The sequence below is a fragment of the Aneurinibacillus soli genome (assembly GCF_002355375.1).
GTDB classification, from domain to species: domain Bacteria; phylum Bacillota; class Bacilli; order Aneurinibacillales; family Aneurinibacillaceae; genus Aneurinibacillus; species Aneurinibacillus soli.
In genome coordinates this window covers 1636843-1653189 of record NZ_AP017312.1, presented here as the reverse complement: position 1 = coordinate 1653189, position 16347 = coordinate 1636843, and the positions used below count along the sequence as shown (strand labels likewise).

Below are 16347 nucleotides of genomic sequence, written 5' to 3'. Positions count from 1 at the left end.
CCTTTTTTACTTTGCGTCTTCAAAATGCGGCATTGATTCTGCTGTAAATGTGATCGCTTCAAGCACTTTAAGGAGTGCGTGTGCAGTGTCCAGTGATGTGAAGCATACTACACCGTTCTCTGCCGCTTCACGACGGATGCGGAAGCCATCACGTGCAGGTAATTTGCCTTTCGTCAGCGTGTTCAGTACGAAGCTTGCTTCCCCTTCGCGAATGATATCGAGCATGTTCGGAGCATCTTCGGTCACTTTGCGAACACGAGTGACTTGCATTCCTTCTTGCTCCAGGTATTTTGCTGTGCCTTCTGTCGCCATAATTTTGAAGCCGAGCACACTGAAGCCTTTGATGATGTCACACGCTTCTTCTTTATCTTTATCCGCTACCGTTACAAGCAGAGAGCCGTGTGTCGGGATTTTCATGCCGGATGCAATCAAGCCTTTGTACAATGCTTTGGCCAGATTTTTATCGCGACCCATTACTTCCCCGGTTGATTTCATTTCTGGTCCGAGCGTTGTATCGACACGGCGCAGTTTGGCAAACGAGAACACCGGCACTTTAACCGATACGTGATCAGCTTCTGGATGGTAGCCAGGTGTGTAGCCAAGTTCCGGAATCGTTGCTCCCAGAATAATTCTCGTTGCGATGTTTGCCATCGGCAGATTTGTAATTTTGCTTAAGAACGGTACAGTACGTGATGAACGCGGGTTAACTTCAAGTACATATGCTTTGTTCTTATGAATAACGAACTGAATGTTAAGCAATCCTTTGATGTTCAAACCGCGGGCAATGCGGGTTGTCATATCGATCAGTTCGTCCTTCAGCTCCTGGGCAATCGTCTGTGTCGGATAGACCGCAATCGAGTCACCGGAGTGTACGCCTGCGCGTTCAATGTGCTCCATGATGCCCGGGATGAGGACATTTTCGCCATCGCTAATGCCATCTACTTCTACTTCCGCACCCATCAGGTACGTATCAACAAGTACTGGATGATCCGGGTTGATTTTAACCGCTTCTTTCATGTATGTTAGCAATTCACTTTCATTATACACGATTTCCATCGCGCGTCCGCCAAGTACGTACGACGGACGAACGAGTACCGGGTAGCCGAGTCCGTTTGCAGCTTCCACAGCGGCTTCTACAGATGTAACTGTTTTGCCTGGCGGTTGTGCGATGTCGAGAGAGCGAAGCAGTTTCTCGAACTTCTCGCGGTCTTCTGCGGCGTCGATATTTTCAAGATCTGTTCCGAGAATTTTGACACCAGCTGCTTCGAGTCCAGCTGCCAGGTTGATCGCTGTCTGACCACCGAATTGCACGATGACGCCTTCTGGTTTTTCTTTTTCGATAATGTGCAGCACATCTTCAAGATACAGCGGCTCAAAATACAGGCGGTCCGATGTACTGAAGTCAGTTGAAACGGTCTCCGGGTTATTGTTTACGATAACCGCTTCGTAGCCCATTTCTTTGAGTGCCCATACGGCATGTACAGTCGAGTAGTCGAACTCAATCCCCTGACCGATACGGATTGGGCCGGAGCCAAGTACGATGACGCGTTTTTTGTTCGTTTCTTCGCGCTCATCTTCTTCTTCGTATGTTGAGTAGTAGTACGGCGTTGCTGCTTCAAATTCAGCGGCGCATGTGTCTACCATTTTGTATACTGGGACAAGCCCTGCTTGTTTGCGGGCCGCTGTAATGTCGGCTTCGATCGTACCCGTTAAATCAGCGATGCGACGGTCGGTCAAACCTATGCGCTTCGCCTGGCGAAGTGTTTCATAATCCGGTGTGCCCGCTTCTTGCTTCAAGCTCGCTTCAAAATTCACGATGTTGCGGAATTTGGCGAGGAAGAAGTAATCGATTTTCGTTAATTCATGAATTTGTTCATCTGTCATGCCACGACGCATGCCTTCCACGACGAGGAACAGGCGCTCGTCGTCCGCTTTCACAAGGCGACGTTCGAGTTCTTCCTGCGCCAGCTCTTTTGCTTCTGGCAGGTCAAGACTATGCAGACCGATCTCGAGTGAACGAACCGCCTTGTGGAGCGATTCTTCAAGCGTGCGACCGATTGCCATGACTTCGCCTGTTGCTTTCATCTGTGTACCGAGCTTGCGATTAGCCGAGATAAACTTGTCAAACGGCCAGCGCGGAATTTTCGATACGATATAGTCAAGTGTCGGTTCAAAGCAAGCGTATGTCTGCTTTGTAACCGGATTTTGTAATTCATCTAAATTATAGCCAACCGCGATTTTTGCCGCCATTTTGGCAATCGGGTAGCCTGTCGCTTTGGACGCAAGTGCTGAAGAACGGCTAACGCGCGGATTTACTTCAATGATGTAGTACTGAAAGCTATCCGGGTCAAGAGCAAGCTGGACGTTACATCCACCTTGAATGTTCAGGGCACGAATGATTTTGAGCGATGCGGAGCGAAGCATTTGATACTCGCGGTCCGAGATTGTCTGACTTGGTGCGACTACAATACTGTCGCCTGTATGAATGCCGACCGGGTCGATGTTTTCCATGTTACATACAACGATGGCATTGTCATTGGCGTCACGCATTACTTCATATTCAATCTCTTTAAAGCCTGCGATGCTTTTCTCAACCAGACATTGCGTGATTGGGCTGTATTTCAGGCCGCTTGCGACGATTTCACGCAACTCCTCTTCACTTGCCGCAATCCCGCCGCCTGTGCCGCCAAGTGTGTAAGCCGGACGCACGATGATCGGGTAGCCGATCGTGTTAGCGAAAGCAACCGCATCTTCGATTGTATGGATGATGTCGCTCGGTGGAACAGGTTCATTAATTTCTTGCATCAGCGAGCGGAACAGTTCACGGTCTTCCGCTTTTTTGATCGCAGTCAGATCTGTGCCGAGCAGACGCACGTTTTCTTCTTGCAAAATGCCAGCTTCATCAAGCTCAATTGCAAGGTTCAGACCTGTCTGACCGCCGAGTGTAGCAAGTAGACCATCCGGCTTCTCCTGACGGATGATGCGAGCGAGAAAATCTTTTGTTAATGGCTCGATGTATACTTTGTCTGCCATATTCGTGTCGGTCATAATCGTTGCCGGGTTGCTGTTCACGAGAATAACTTCAAAACCTTCTTCTTTCAGTGCCTGGCACGCCTGTGTGCCTGCATAGTCAAATTCAGCAGCCTGACCAATTACAATTGGACCAGAACCAATTACGAGGATTTTTTTAACGTCTGTTAAGCGCGGCATGATTTTTTGTCCTCCTTCACGAATGTTGCTACGTTCTCTAAGAAACGATCAAACAGATAGTTCGAATCATACGGGCCCGGTGCTGCTTCCGGGTGGTACTGTACCGAGAAGGCACTGTGTGTTTTATGGGAAAGCCCTTCGACGGTTCCGTCATTGAGGGCGACATGACTGATCTCAAGGTCCGTGCTAGCTACTGACTCAATATTTACGGTGTAGCCATGGTTTTGCGATGTAATGTGCGTGCGGCCCGTTGCGAGTTCCTTTACTGGATGGTTGCCGCCGCGATGGCCAAATTTCAGCTTTTCTGTGTCTGCACCGCAAGCGAGTGCGAACAATTGGTGGCCTAAGCAGATGCCAAACAGTGGATATTCACCCAGTATATTTTGAATCATCTCAATCGCCTGTGGCACGCTTTTCGGGTCCCCAGGTCCGTTCGAAAGCAGAATGCCGTCCGGGCGGATACGACGGATTTCGTCTGCTGTGACGTTATACGGTACGACAATCACATCGCAGCCACGGTTCGTCAGCTCACGCAGAATCCCGTACTTTGCACCGAAGTCAACGAGTGCGATGCGCGGGCCGCGTCCTGGCACCGGGAACATGTTTTTCGTCGATACGCGAGCCACTTGATCTTCCATCAGCGGCTGATTCATTTTTGCAAGGATCGCTTCTACCGGCTCCTCAGAAGTTGTGATGATTCCCTTGAGTGTACCGTGCTGACGGATAATGCGGGTCAGCTTGCGAGTATCCACTTCGGAAATCCCCGGGATGTTGTATTCTTTGAGCAGATCATCAATCGTCTGCTCGCTGCGCCAGTTGTTCGGCACTTCGCAATGTTCACGAACGACGAAGCCATGAACAAACGGGCGAAGCGATTCAAAATCATCACGGCTGATGCCATAGTTGCCAATCATCGGGTAGGTCATTGTTACGATTTGCCCGCAGTATGACGGGTCAGATAATACTTCCTGATAGCCTGTGATTCCTGTATTGAATACGACTTCACCGAACGATTCGCCGGTGGCGCCGAATGATTTTCCTTCAAATACGGTTCCATCTTCGAGTATGAGTCTCGCTTTTACTGCCATTAGTGAACCTCTCCTTTTCCGTTCAGATCATCTGCCTGCCATGCAATCACACCGTCTACCATCGTAAGCACCGGCCAGCCTGCAAGCTTCCAGCCTGTGAATGGTGTGTTATGTCCTTTACTTGCAAATGTTTGTGGATCTACTTCTTTTTCTGTCTCCAGGTCAATGACTGTAATGTCGGCGATCGCACCTTCTTCTATTGTGCCGTATGGCAAGTTGAATACGTCTGCCGGAACTTTCGTCATCCGATCCACCACTTCCTGAAGCGTGAACGCTCCGGTTTTAACAAACTTCGTATACATGAGCGGGAAGGCTGTTTCCAGTCCGACGATACCAAATGGAGCAAGTGCCATACCGCGTTGTTTCTCTTCGGCTGTATGCGGTGCATGATCCGTTACGACCATATCAATGGTGCCATCTTTCAATCCTGCTACGAGCGCATCACGGTCACGCTGTGAGCGAAGCGGCGGGTTCATTTTGTAGTTCGCATCATCACCCGGGATGTCTTCATCGCACAGGATGAGGTGGTGTGGGCATACTTCTGCTGTTACCTTTACCCCACGCTGTTTCGCATCACGCACGAGACGGACACCATCTGCTGTACTGATGTGACAGATGTGGTAGTGTGCACCAGTTGCTTCTGCCAGGATAATGTCGCGGCCAATGTGGATCGTTTCTGCTTCCGATGGGATACCTTTAAGCCCTTGCTTCTCACTAAACACGCCTTCGTGAACACAGCCACCTTCGATCAGGCTGTCATCTTCGCAATGCGCGACGATTGGCAGACCGAGTTCGACTGCGATGTGCATCGCGTCTTTCATCATTTTGCTCGACTGTACGCCTACTCCATCATCCGAGAGCGCCACCACTCCTGCTTCTTTCAATGCTGCCATATCAGTCAGCTCTTTGCCAAGCTCACGTACTGAGATCGCACCCATCGGCAGAACACGGACGCTGCCTTCTTCTTTTGCTTTTTGGAGGATAAGTTCGACTGTGGCCGGTGTATCAATAACCGGACGGGTGTTTGGCATGCAGGCTACCGTTGTGAAGCCGCCGCGTGCTGCCGATGCAGTTCCAGTCGCAATCGTTTCTTTCGCTTCAAAACCCGGTTCACGCAAATGAACGTGCATGTCGATAAATCCTGGTGTGACGAGTTTGCCGGATACGTCTACGATCTTGTAGTCTGCCCCTTCAATCTGCGGAGCAATTTTTACAATTTTATTTCCGGCTACCAGAATGTCCAGCGCCACGATTTCTCCATTAACTAACAACTTTCCGTTTTTTAGAATGGTTCCCATATATATCACTCTCCTAAATGTTAGTATGTAGCAAAACACACAGGGCTTCTCAACCTGTGTGAAGGTAAGAAGCCCTGTGTGATGAGAGGCGAGCATTGCACAGAGCTTCTGTCTCACCGGACAGGATGGCTATACGCTTGCTTGCAGTTTTACGTTTCATCGTTCACGGCATCCTTACCAGACTCACAGGACTGTTTTAAAGGATTGCGTTTATGACACTTGCTTATGAAGTTCAGCGGCGGACTCACCGAATGCGACTTCCTTATTCGGCAGAATCGCATGCAGGAATACCCCAAGAATCGTGGCCATCGCGATGTTATCAATTGTCAGGTGGGCCAGGAAGTTACTGAATTTAATTTCATGGAAGTCCATTTTAAACCCACCAATTCCAGTTACCAGCACGATTGCTGAGATCACCATGTTGCGCTTGTGGGAAAAATCAATCTTATGTTCGACGTACATCCGCATCCCCTGTGCAGCAATGATCCCGAACAGGACGACTGTTACACCCCCGAGTACCGGATGGGGAATCGTCATAAGGAATGCGCCAATCTTACCAACGAAGGCGAAGATGATCGCCAGTACGGCTGCCCCTCCGATTACGACACGGCTGTACACTTTTGTAATCGCAAGTACGCCCATATTCTCACCGTATGTGGTACTTGGTGGTCCACCAAGGAAGGAAGCCAGCATGATCGCAACCCCATCTCCAAGCAAGGAGCGATGCAAGCCTGGATCACGCATTAGGTCACGTTGCATAATGTTCGATGTAACAAGCAGGTGGCCAAGGTGCTCAGCTAACGTTACGAATGCGACTGGTGCAACAATCAGTGCAGCAAGCCATGCAGAGGATGATGTGAAGGCATCGAGTACCTGCCCGGTCACAAAGTGCTTGTTCATCCACATGCTCGGTGTCACAAACCATGGTGCTTCATGAACTTTCGTCATGTCAATCCACTGCGGACTGCGCAGTGCTGTGTATACATACCCGACAATCATACCTGTAAGAATCGGGATTACGGATAAAAATCCCCGGAAGAAAATCATCGCAATAACAGTTGTAAACATCGTAACGGCTGCAATTTCAATCGCTTTAAGCGAGTAAACTGGTTTGAGAGGTGTTGATAGAACCGGATCATTAACGGCCCAGCCAATCGCAACACCGGAAAGACTTAATCCAATCACCACAATAATCGAAGCGATCACGACCGGTGGAAGCAGGCGGTTCAGCCAATTAACACCAGATATTTTTACAATTAGTGCCACGATCAAATATAGGACACCGGCCATCATACAGCCAAGCATGGCGGCTCCAATTCCCTGACTTTTCATCACGGTCATGATCGGACCGATAAAGGCGAAGGAAGAACCGAGATAGTTCGGCAGCTTTCCTTTCGTAATCAATAGGAACAAGAGTGTTCCAATCCCGCTTGTCAAAAGGGCCACGGATACATCAAGGCCTGTAATCAACGGGACAAGCACCGTTGCGCCAAACATGGCGAACAAGTGTTGCAGGCTCAACGGCAATAGCTTGTGCAGCGCCGGAGTTTCATGTACATCTACAAAATCTTTCTTCATAATGTTCGTTTGCTCCTTCCCTTATGGATCTCACAGAATCCACTTAAAGGTGTTGTGTGATAGTATTCATCATGCTTTTTCCATAATCGCTACGCGCTCGCGCCCATCTACTTCGGACAGCTCCACGACGATCATCTCTTCTTTCGATGTTGGTACGTTCTTGCCAACATAATCGGGACGAATCGGCAGTTCACGATGGCCGCGGTCAACAAGTACTGCCAGCTGAATCATCAGTGGGCGCCCTGTATCCATAATGGCATCAAGCGCAGCACGCACGGTACGTCCGGTGTAGAGCACATCATCGACGAGAATTACTTTTTTGTCGGTAACATCTTCCGTGATATGGCTGCCGTTTACAACCGGCTGCTCTACCTTATGTGACAAATCATCACGGTACAGCGTAATGTCTAGCTCTCCCACTGCAATACGCTCACCTTCAATCTGGTAGATGCGCTCGGCTAGACGCTCCGCAATGTAAATGCCGCGCGTTCGAATTCCGATTAGAATGCAGTCATTCACGCCCCTGTTGCGTTCGAGAATCTCGTGTGCAATGCGTGTCAGCGCCCGGCGCATAGCCGGTTCATCGAGCAGGACGTTTTTTTCTTTCCACTCGTTCACGCTATCTTCTCCTTTGTCGTTCGGTTTAGTTTGTCCATAACTTATGTGAGTGACACAAAAAAGAGCTTACTGCAGGTGGCAGTAAGCTCTTTTGCGCACAACACAACTCAGAGTATAGCCTGAATACACAGACTCCTTCTGTATCATGTGCCGAACGCATCCGGTCTCCTTACCAGCCTCACAGGACTGAATTAAAGGTTGCTTTGTAGTTAAAACAATTATGGCATGGGGTGGGCGAACTGTCAACAACAAAATCACCGGGTGAGAATGGATGTAGACAAAGTGTAGTGGTGGAGTGAAGAAGAGAAAAGTTCGGCGCTGTTTATGCGCTGGCAGGGAAGCATAAACTGTCCGCTCCAGGAGTCTGATCGACTCGCTCGCAAAGCGCTTCCGAAGCAAATTCTCAAAGAAGAAGTTGCGGGCAAAGGCCCGTCGCTCAGCCTCCTTATGCTAGGTAAAACGCATAAAAGGCTTCTTACTTTCTCTCTTCTTCACTCTTCATACTCTTTGTTTATCCCTCCCTACGTTCTTATAGCTGACGTACGTGTGCCAGAAGTTGTTCCATATCATCCGGGAGTGGTGCTTCGAATTCGAAGCGCTCGCCGGTTGTTGGGTGGGTGAAGCCAAGGGCGCGGGCGTGCAGTGCCTGGCCGTCGATTGGCAATTCGCTTTTCGGGCCGTATTTTGGGTCGCCGACGAGTGGATAGCCGATGTATTTCATATGCACGCGAATTTGGTGTGTGCGGCCTGTCTCCAGTTTCAATTCGACTAGCGTATGTTCTTTCATGCGCTCTAACACAACAAAGTGAGATACGGCAGGTTTGCTGTTCTCGAATACGACCGCCATCTGCTGACGATTTTTCAGATCGCGGCCAATTGGTGCATCAATGGTTCCTTTTTCGTGGCCGATGACACCGTGTACGAGTGCCACATAGCGACGAGTTACCGTATGGTCTTTAAGCTGTTGGGCAAGTGATTCATGTGCTTTATCATTTTTAGCCACCATTAACAAACCGGATGTATCTTTATCAATCCGATGGACAATCCCTGGGCGCATCACGCCATTAATGCCGGATAGGTCTTTGCAGTGGGCAAGCAGGCCGTTCACAAGCGTGCCGCTGTAATGACCCGGTGCCGGATGAACCACAAGGCCGCGCTGTTTATTCACGACGACTACATCACTGTCTTCATATACAATTTCGAGATCCATCGGCTCACCAGCAATATCCATCTCGCGAGCGGGCGGAACACGCAACACGATTTCGTCATCTTCTTTTAAGCGATAGCTTCCTTTGACAGCCTTTCCGTTCACCGAAATCAGACCGTCTTTGAGCCAGCCCTGCAGCTGGCTGCGCGACCAGCCTTCCTCCTGAACACCTGTCAGAAATTTATCTACTCGCTCCCCGGCATCCACCGGTTCGATCGTCCAATCATACAATTCATAACGTAGTTCATTATTCATCCATTTTTCTCCTGTCGTTGTACTACCATATCGCGTATCACATCAAGAATAAACAATCCAACCCCAATTACAATGGCTGAATCCGCCACATTAAAGATCGGGTAGTGAATCAAAGTAAAATCAAAGAAATCAACCACTTCACCTGTCAGCAAGCGATCATAAAAATTACCAATCGCCCCACCCAAGATCAACGCAAGCGCCAAGGCAAGCAGTTTGTTATCACGCATTACTTTGCGCATGTACCAGATAATCCCCACAATAATCACAATCGTAATGATGATAAAAAACACTCGCCGATTCTGCAAAATCCCAAAGGCTGCTCCCCGGTTGCGGTGTGAAGTCAGATTAAACACACCTTCCCAGAGCGGAATGGACTCACCGATGGTCATGGTTTTAACAATTAGCCACTTTGTTCCTTGGTCAATGAGAACGACCAGCAGCGCGATCATATAATACAACATTCCCGCACACTCCTTCATTTTATGTGCAGAAAAAAGGAGGAAAAAACGTCTTTTCCTCCTCGTTTCTCTCTTTTATTTATTATGCATGTTCAGCTGCTACAACTGTCGCACAGCGCGGGCACAATGTCGAGTGCTCCTCGATCTGGCCAACTTCCGGTGTAATGATCCAGCAGCGTTCACATTTCTCACCGTCTGCTGGTTGCACAACTACTTTGAGCCCTTCAAGTGCTACCGCATTATCCGGTGCCGCCTCACCTGCTGCATGCAACTCCACATGAGATGCAATCAGCAACTCCGGCAATGCTTCCGCTACCGGTGCAAGTGCTTCTGCTACCAATGCTTCTGGATAAATCGCAACGGATGCTGCGAGCGACTGTCCAATCACTTTATCACGGCGTGCTTCTTCGAGTGCCTTAAGTATTTCATCCCGAATTTCAACGATGCCGTCCCATTTCGCTTCGAGCGCATCATCGAACACATCCGCCTGTACATCCGGCATGTCAGTCAGCTGTACGCTGATCACGTCTGTGCCCGGAATGTATTTCCATACCTCATCTGCTGTATGCGGAATAATCGGCGTAAGCAAGCGTACGAGATCAAGCAGAATTGTATACATAACTGTCTGAGCTGAGCGGCGGCGTACATCTTTGCTCGCATCCGCATACAGACGGTCTTTAGAAATGTCAAGATAGAGCGCACTGAGTTGCACGGTGCAGAAGTTATGAATCGTATGATATACCGTATGGAACTGGTATTCGTCATACGCTTTGCGCACTTTTTCAATGACATGCTGATTTTTGATCATCATATAACGATCCAGCTCATCCATGTCAGCAACTGGCACAAGATCTGTTTCTGGATTGAAGCCTTCCAGATTGCTCAGCAGGAAGCGGAATGTGTTACGGATTTTGCGGTATGTTTCCGCGATTTGTTTCAGAATCCCATCGGAAATCCGAACGTCGGCCTGATAATCCGCTGATGATACCCAGAGACGCAGAATATCCGCGCCAAGCTGATCGGCGATTTTTTGTGGCGCAATTACGTTGCCGACTGACTTCGACATTTTGCGACCTTCGCCATCAAGGGTAAAGCCATGGCTTAATACGCCTTTGTACGGAGCCTGTCCGTATACGGCTACGGATGTAGACAGCGATGAGTTGAACCAGCCACGGTATTGGTCAGATCCTTCGAGGTACAGATCAGCCGGCCATGCCAGTTCTTCACGCTCACGCAGCACCGCTTCATGGCTCGAACCAGAGTCAAACCATACGTCCATAATGTCTGTTTCTTTGCGGAAATGTGTGCCGCCGCATTTCGGGCAGACCGTTCCTTCCGGCATCAGTTCTTCGACCTCACGTGCGAACCAAGCGGATGAGCCTTCGCGGCGGAATAAGTCAGAGACATGGTCAATCGTTGCATCATTAATGACTGGTTCATTACAGTCACGGCAGTAGAAGATTGGAATCGGCACACCCCAGACACGCTGGCGAGAAATACACCAGTCTCCCCGGTCTGCGATCATGTTGTGCAGACGCTGTTCGCCCCAGTGTGGCACCCATTTCACCTGTTTGATTGCTTCAAGCATCTGCTCGCGGAAGCCATCGATTGACGCGAACCATTGCTCCGTCGCGCGGAAAATGATCGGCTGCTTCGAACGCCAGTCATGCGGGTACGAGTGTGTAATTGTGTTTTTATGCAGCAACGCACCTGCTTCTATCAGCTTCTCCAGTACAGCCGGATTGGCTTTCTCATAGAACATGCCTTCAAAGCCCGGTGCTTCTTTCGTCATCATACCGCGCTCATCAACCGGACACAGCACATCAAGACCGTATTTCTGACCGAGGTTAAAGTCATCTTCTCCGTGTCCCGGTGCAGTGTGAACACAGCCCGTACCGGCATCAAGTGTTACGTGTTCACCCGGCAGAAGCGGGGATTTTCGGTCATACAACGGATGACGGCACACAACACCTTGCAGTTCTGCACCCGTGAACGTTTGAACAGTTTCAGCGTTTTCCCACCCGATTGTTTTCGCTACACTAGCCAGCAGGCCAGATGCCACCAGGAAGCGACCAGCCTCTGTTTGAACGAGTGAATATTCTAAATCCGGATGAATCGCGATCGCCAGGTTAGCCGGAATGGTCCATGGAGTTGTAGTCCAAATCACTACACTATCGCCTTCTGCAAGCTTCCCGTTTCCTTCTACAACTGGGAATGCCACATAGATGGACGTTGACTGTTTGTCTTTGTATTCAATTTCTGCTTCTGCCAGTGCTGTCTCGGAAGACGGTGACCAGTAGACAGCTTTCAAACCTTTATAGATATAGCCTTTTTTCGCCATTTCGCCGAATACTTTAATCTGGCGTGCTTCATATTCTGGCTTAAGCGTTACGTATGGATTTGCCCAGTCGCCACGGACGCCAAGACGCTGGAACTGACCTTTCTGCTTTTCTACATAGCTGTATGCATACTCGGTACAACGCTCACGGAATTCCACGACGCCGACTTTATGGCGGTCAATTTTTTCATTTTTAATGATCGCATGTTCAATCGGCAAGCCATGTGTATCCCAGCCCGGCACGTACGGCGCATCAAACCCCGCCATTGATTTATAGCGAACAATAATGTCTTTAATCACTTTATTCAATGCGTGGCCGATGTGGATGTCACCATTCGCATACGGAGGTCCATCATGCAGAATAAATTTCGGGCGGCCTTTTGTACGCTCCTGCACTTTCACATACATATCCTGTTCGTCCCACCATGCCTGCATCTGCGGCTCACGTGTCGGCAGATTGCCGCGCATCGGGAAATCCGTTTTTGGCAGATTCAGCGTCTTGCTATAATCCATCTTTCGTTCAACTCCTAGGCTAATAGTATCTTTTCTCTATCAAAAAGAGCCTTCTCAAGTCCGGCAAGACGGGACGAGAAGGCCTTTTAATACGATCCCTGAAAAAGCGCGGTGTATGCTCCAAAGTATAGAACAGTCACACCCTCGCGTCAACCTGCGTCTGTACAGCGGTTTACTCCTCTACTGGGCTTGCCAGTTCGTCTTCAATCTTCTCGAAATTCTCCCAGTCGCCCGCATCAAGCATCTCAAGTTGCGCTTCTAACATCGAGCGAAAACGCATCCGATAAACAGACGCACGGCGCTTCAATTCATCAATCTCGGATACGAGCTTGCGGGATTTGGCCAGCGCATCATTAATAAGGCGATCCGCATTCTTTTCCGCTTCCTTCACGATCAACTGCGCTTCCTTACGCGCATTCACTTTCAATTCATCAGCCGCTTCCTGCGCCATAACAAGTGATTTCTTCAGTGTTTCCTCAATATTAGCGAATTGGGCAAGCTTCTCATTCAGCGTCCCAACACGCTCTTCTAGCTGCCGTTTTTCTTTGAGCAGCATATCGAACTCTTTAATAATCTGGTCTAGAAACTCATTAACCTGATCTTCGTCATACCCGCGAAATACCCGGCTAAACTCTTTATTATGGATATCTAGTGGTGTCAGTGACACAACAGGCACCTCCCTCTCATTACTCAACAATATCAATTTCAATTCTGATCCGACCTTTTTTCGTCTCGCTACCCACTTCTGCTACGCGGAAGCGGCCAAATCCTTTAAAGGAAACGACATCTCCTTCTGCAAGTCGAAACGAAGGGTCATTCACTTCACGCCAGTTGACACGAGCGCGCCCATTCTGAATCGGAGCTAGTACTTTCGCGCGAGAGAGCCGATATACATCTCCAATAATCGCGTCAAGGCGTGGTGACTGCACGGTGAAGGTGATACGGCGGAACGACTGTGGCGGAATACGCACAGCCGCTATCGGCACTTCTTCGACCCGCACATGAATACGGTGCACCTGCGTCATATGTATTCGTACATAATCAACAATCTCGCGGGCTACGATAAGCTGGGCACCCTCTTCGTGTACAAGAATGTCGCCAAACTTGTCCCGCTTAATGCCAAGCCCGATCAGCGCTCCAAGATAATCCCGATGCGCAAGTGTAAGGAACTGGTTCGTCCCCTGAATTTGTAGAACCGCAATTCCGAATTCATTCGGTTCCGGCTCCATGTATTCCGGGTGCAGAATGATACGTATTCGCTCTGCCTCCTCATACCCGCCATCTGCCGCTATGTATACCCCTGACTCCCGTCCGGCAAGAGAGCGGACAATAAACGCCTGACGCGGGTCCAAAAAATCGGTCTGAATCTGCTCATACCGTTCTCGCACACGCATTGTCCACTCTTCCACCCGCTCTGCGAACGGGCGCTCTTCCGGTCGAAAGTGATCGTATAAACTCATAATGTTACAAGCTTCACAATAATACTCATCAACCCAAGCTGGGCAAAATGAAGCGCAAACAACGCTACAATCGGCGAGATATCAATCATGCCGAGTGGCGGGATAAAGCGCCGGAAAATGTCCAGATACGGCTCGACAAGCTTGCCAAGTATCTCTCCGAATGATGTCTGTCGCACCTGCGGAACCCAGGACATTAAAATGTATACGATAATCATGTAATAATAAATCTCAAATACCAGTGATATAATGCGTAAAAGTTGCTCCATCTCTTCACCTCAACTACGTACGTTCATCAAACATCATTTCAGTAATATTCCCCTGCACGTCCATACTTTCCGGGAGGCACAGAAATGTCTTATGTCCAACACGCTGAATCGTACCATTAATGGCATAAATCGTTCCACCGAGAAAATCAATGATACGCTTCGCCTGTTCATTTGGCACCCGCTGCAAGTTAATCACGACACCGCGGCGCGAACATAAATGATCGGAAATGTCCTGCACTTCTTCGTATGACTTCGGCTCCACCAGCATCAGGCGAGGCGATTGTTCTTTGACGGCGTGCAGGCTAACAACATTGTTTCCACTTGCTGCACGGGATTTACGTGCAGGCTTAGCGTATTCTTCTTCGTCTTCATAGTCCGGCTCCTCGATAATCTCCTCATACACTTCCGGTTCGCCGTTCAGTCCGAAAAATTCTTTAAGCTTGTTTACAACGCCCATCGTTCATCGCGCTCCTTTGCTCAGCATTTATTCACGTTCATCACCAACAAGCGTCGAACCGAGCCGAATGAATGTAGCACCCTCTTCTACGGCGATCTCATAATCATTAGACATCCCCATACTTAGATGCGCAAGCGGTGCGTTCGGAATGTTCTTCTCCTGCAGGCGGTCACGCAATTCGCGTAAGCCCTGGAATACCGGACGGGTCTCTTCTGGATTCTCAGTGTAAGGTGCCATCGTCATCAGGCCAATCACTTCAAGATGCGTGAGATTGTGTACCGCATTCAGAAAATCAGCCGCTTCCTCGGGCGCAAGGCCATGTTTGGACTCTTCTCCCGAAATATTTACCTGCAAGAAGCATTTGGTCGTTACGCCTGCCGCCACTCCACGTCTGTTAAGCTCCGTTGCAAGCGACAGACGATCCAGGGAATGAACATACGGAAAACGTCCAATCATCTCGCGCACCTTGTTCGTCTGCAAATGGCCGATAAAATGCCATACAGCTGCATCTGCACCAAGCGCGTTCCACTTCGGAATAGCGTCCTGCGTCCGGCTTTCCCCAAGATGGCGAATTCCCGCTTCTATCGCCGCCTGTGTTGTCGCAAGCGACACATATTTCGTAACCGCTACAATTTCTACATCTTCCGGTGAACGCTTCACGCGTGCACACGCCTGTGCAATGCGTTCACGGACATTCAAAAGATTGTGTTCGATATCCATATATGCCAACGTACTTCCTTACCCCTCTTTCAATGCAATGAACGCAGTCATTCGCCCCGTTTTCCCCGCTTCCTTCCGGTGAGAAAAAAACAGGTCCGTACGACAACTCGTACATAAATGACTGACTTCGATATGCCCTGGCAAAATTCCTGCCTCAAGAAGCAAAATTCGATTTGTTTCCTGCAAATTCAACATGTATTTCCCGTCATCTTTCGCCTCTAGCACCTGCTCGGCACGCGACGGGAGTACATCTCGCACACGATTCGCCACTACATCATTCACTTCATAGCAACATGACCCGATTGACGGACCAATCGCAGCATAAATATCTTTAGGCGCGATTTGCCACCGCTCACCCATCTGTCGTACCATCTCAGCACCAATGCGTGCGACCGTGCCCTTCCAGCCCGCATGCGCAATCCCAATCACACAGCGGTCCGGCGCATAAAAAAACAACGGTACACAATCCGCATAAAACGATGCAAGGAATACGTCTGCCTGATCCGTTAGCAATCCGTCTGTGTCTTTGATCGCCTCCGCATGCGCAAGACGGCCCACGCCACGCGTCTCTGATCCAACGATATGCACCGCACCGCCATGCACCTGCTCGGCACACGTCCATGCCGCAAAGTCAAACCCGTTTGCTTCTGCAAGCAGACGGCGGTTCTCTCTTACAGCATCTCCATCATCACCAACATGCAAACCGCAGTTCAAACTTGTATAATATCCGCTACTTGTTCCACCTTTTCGTGTGGAAAACCCGGCGACCAGCTTGGGCCACTTTGCTTCCCAACCGACCAAGCGAAGAGCGGTTTCCTTATCTTGCAAACCAAACGGTTCCATCGTCTCCCTCCTTATATACTGAATCTTATCATTGTGTG

General features: G+C 49.4%; 14 protein-coding genes. All 14 read right to left on the bottom strand.

Annotated elements, in window-relative coordinates; translation table 11 throughout:
- Positions 1-6: 6 nt before the first annotated feature.
- On the bottom strand, positions 7-3210 hold the full coding sequence (carB, locus tag CB4_RS08395; RefSeq protein ID WP_096464920.1) for a carbamoyl-phosphate synthase large subunit: 3204 nt from the start codon (positions 3208-3210) through the stop codon (positions 7-9).
- Positions 3198-4298, bottom strand: a complete 1101-nt coding sequence (locus CB4_RS08390; RefSeq protein WP_096464918.1) for a carbamoyl phosphate synthase small subunit — start codon at positions 4296-4298, stop codon at positions 3198-3200. The genes carB and CB4_RS08390 overlap by 13 nt, the downstream gene beginning before the upstream one ends.
- Entirely contained in the window at positions 4298-5596 is a 1299-nt protein-coding gene (locus CB4_RS08385; RefSeq protein WP_096464916.1) for a dihydroorotase, read from the bottom strand. The genes CB4_RS08390 and CB4_RS08385 overlap by 1 nt, the downstream gene beginning before the upstream one ends.
- Positions 5597-5806: 210 nt before the next feature.
- Positions 5807-7177, bottom strand: a complete 1371-nt coding sequence (locus CB4_RS08380; RefSeq protein WP_096464914.1) for a solute carrier family 23 protein — start codon at positions 7175-7177, stop codon at positions 5807-5809.
- Positions 7178-7243: 66 nt separating this feature from the next.
- On the bottom strand, positions 7244-7747 hold the full coding sequence (pyrR, locus tag CB4_RS08375; protein WP_231956248.1) for a bifunctional pyr operon transcriptional regulator/uracil phosphoribosyltransferase PyrR: 504 nt from the start codon (positions 7745-7747) through the stop codon (positions 7244-7246).
- Between the two features lie 574 nt (positions 7748-8321).
- Positions 8322-9254, bottom strand: coding sequence for an RluA family pseudouridine synthase (locus CB4_RS08370; protein ID WP_096464910.1), 933 nt, complete (start codon positions 9252-9254; stop codon positions 8322-8324).
- Complete coding sequence (gene lspA, locus CB4_RS08365; protein WP_096464908.1) at positions 9251-9715, bottom strand: signal peptidase II; 465 nt, start codon at positions 9713-9715, stop codon at positions 9251-9253. The genes CB4_RS08370 and lspA overlap by 4 nt, the downstream gene beginning before the upstream one ends.
- Positions 9716-9794: 79 nt before the next feature.
- Positions 9795-12563: an isoleucine--tRNA ligase gene (gene ileS, locus CB4_RS08360; protein WP_096464906.1), complete on the bottom strand. Its 2769-nt coding sequence runs from the start codon at positions 12561-12563 to the stop codon at positions 9795-9797.
- A 172-nt stretch (positions 12564-12735) separates the two neighbouring features.
- Complete coding sequence (locus CB4_RS08355) at positions 12736-13230, bottom strand: DivIVA domain-containing protein (RefSeq protein ID WP_096464904.1); 495 nt, start codon at positions 13228-13230, stop codon at positions 12736-12738.
- Between the two features lie 19 nt (positions 13231-13249).
- Positions 13250-14023 (bottom strand): YlmH family RNA-binding protein, encoded by a 774-nt coding sequence (locus CB4_RS08350; protein WP_096464902.1) that lies wholly within the window; start codon positions 14021-14023, stop codon positions 13250-13252.
- The gene (locus CB4_RS08345) at positions 14020-14289 is read right to left on the bottom strand and encodes a YggT family protein (RefSeq protein WP_096464900.1); all 270 of its coding nucleotides are present in this window, start codon (positions 14287-14289) and stop codon (positions 14020-14022) included. The genes CB4_RS08350 and CB4_RS08345 overlap by 4 nt, the downstream gene beginning before the upstream one ends.
- Positions 14290-14302: 13 nt before the next feature.
- Positions 14303-14746: a cell division protein SepF gene (locus CB4_RS08340; protein ID WP_096464898.1), complete on the bottom strand. Its 444-nt coding sequence runs from the start codon at positions 14744-14746 to the stop codon at positions 14303-14305.
- Positions 14747-14773: 27 nt separating this feature from the next.
- Positions 14774-15466: a YggS family pyridoxal phosphate-dependent enzyme gene (locus CB4_RS08335; protein WP_096464896.1), complete on the bottom strand. Its 693-nt coding sequence runs from the start codon at positions 15464-15466 to the stop codon at positions 14774-14776.
- Positions 15467-15484: 18 nt separating this feature from the next.
- On the bottom strand, positions 15485-16309 hold the full coding sequence (pgeF, locus tag CB4_RS08330) for a peptidoglycan editing factor PgeF (RefSeq protein WP_096464894.1): 825 nt from the start codon (positions 16307-16309) through the stop codon (positions 15485-15487).
- Positions 16310-16347: the final 38 nt, after the last annotated feature.

What these genes read in the sequence shown, in the direction of transcription:
- CB4_RS08340 (WP_096464898.1), bottom strand. Translation starts at nt 14,746, where the DNA reads ATGGGCGTTGTAAACAAGCTTAAAGAATTTTTCGGACTGAACGGCGAA.
- CB4_RS08335 (WP_096464896.1), bottom strand. Translation starts at nt 15,466, where the DNA reads ATGGATATCGAACACAATCTTTTGAATGTCCGTGAACGCATTGCACAG.
- pyrR (WP_231956248.1), bottom strand. Translation starts at nt 7,747, where the DNA reads ATGCGCCGGGCGCTGACACGCATTGCACACGAGATTCTCGAACGCAAC.
- carB (WP_096464920.1), bottom strand. Translation starts at nt 3,210, where the DNA reads ATGCCGCGCTTAACAGACGTTAAAAAAATCCTCGTAATTGGTTCTGGT.
- lspA (WP_096464908.1), bottom strand. Translation starts at nt 9,715, where the DNA reads ATGTTGTATTATATGATCGCGCTGCTGGTCGTTCTCATTGACCAAGGA.
- ileS (WP_096464906.1), bottom strand. Translation starts at nt 12,563, where the DNA reads ATGGATTATAGCAAGACGCTGAATCTGCCAAAAACGGATTTCCCGATG.
- CB4_RS08350 (WP_096464902.1), bottom strand. Translation starts at nt 14,023, where the DNA reads ATGAGTTTATACGATCACTTTCGACCGGAAGAGCGCCCGTTCGCAGAG.
- pgeF (WP_096464894.1), bottom strand. Translation starts at nt 16,309, where the DNA reads ATGGAACCGTTTGGTTTGCAAGATAAGGAAACCGCTCTTCGCTTGGTC.
- CB4_RS08390 (WP_096464918.1), bottom strand. Translation starts at nt 4,298, where the DNA reads ATGGCAGTAAAAGCGAGACTCATACTCGAAGATGGAACCGTATTTGAA.
- CB4_RS08385 (WP_096464916.1), bottom strand. Translation starts at nt 5,596, where the DNA reads ATGGGAACCATTCTAAAAAACGGAAAGTTGTTAGTTAATGGAGAAATC.
- CB4_RS08345 (WP_096464900.1), bottom strand. Translation starts at nt 14,289, where the DNA reads ATGGAGCAACTTTTACGCATTATATCACTGGTATTTGAGATTTATTAT.
- CB4_RS08370 (WP_096464910.1), bottom strand. Translation starts at nt 9,254, where the DNA reads ATGAATAATGAACTACGTTATGAATTGTATGATTGGACGATCGAACCG.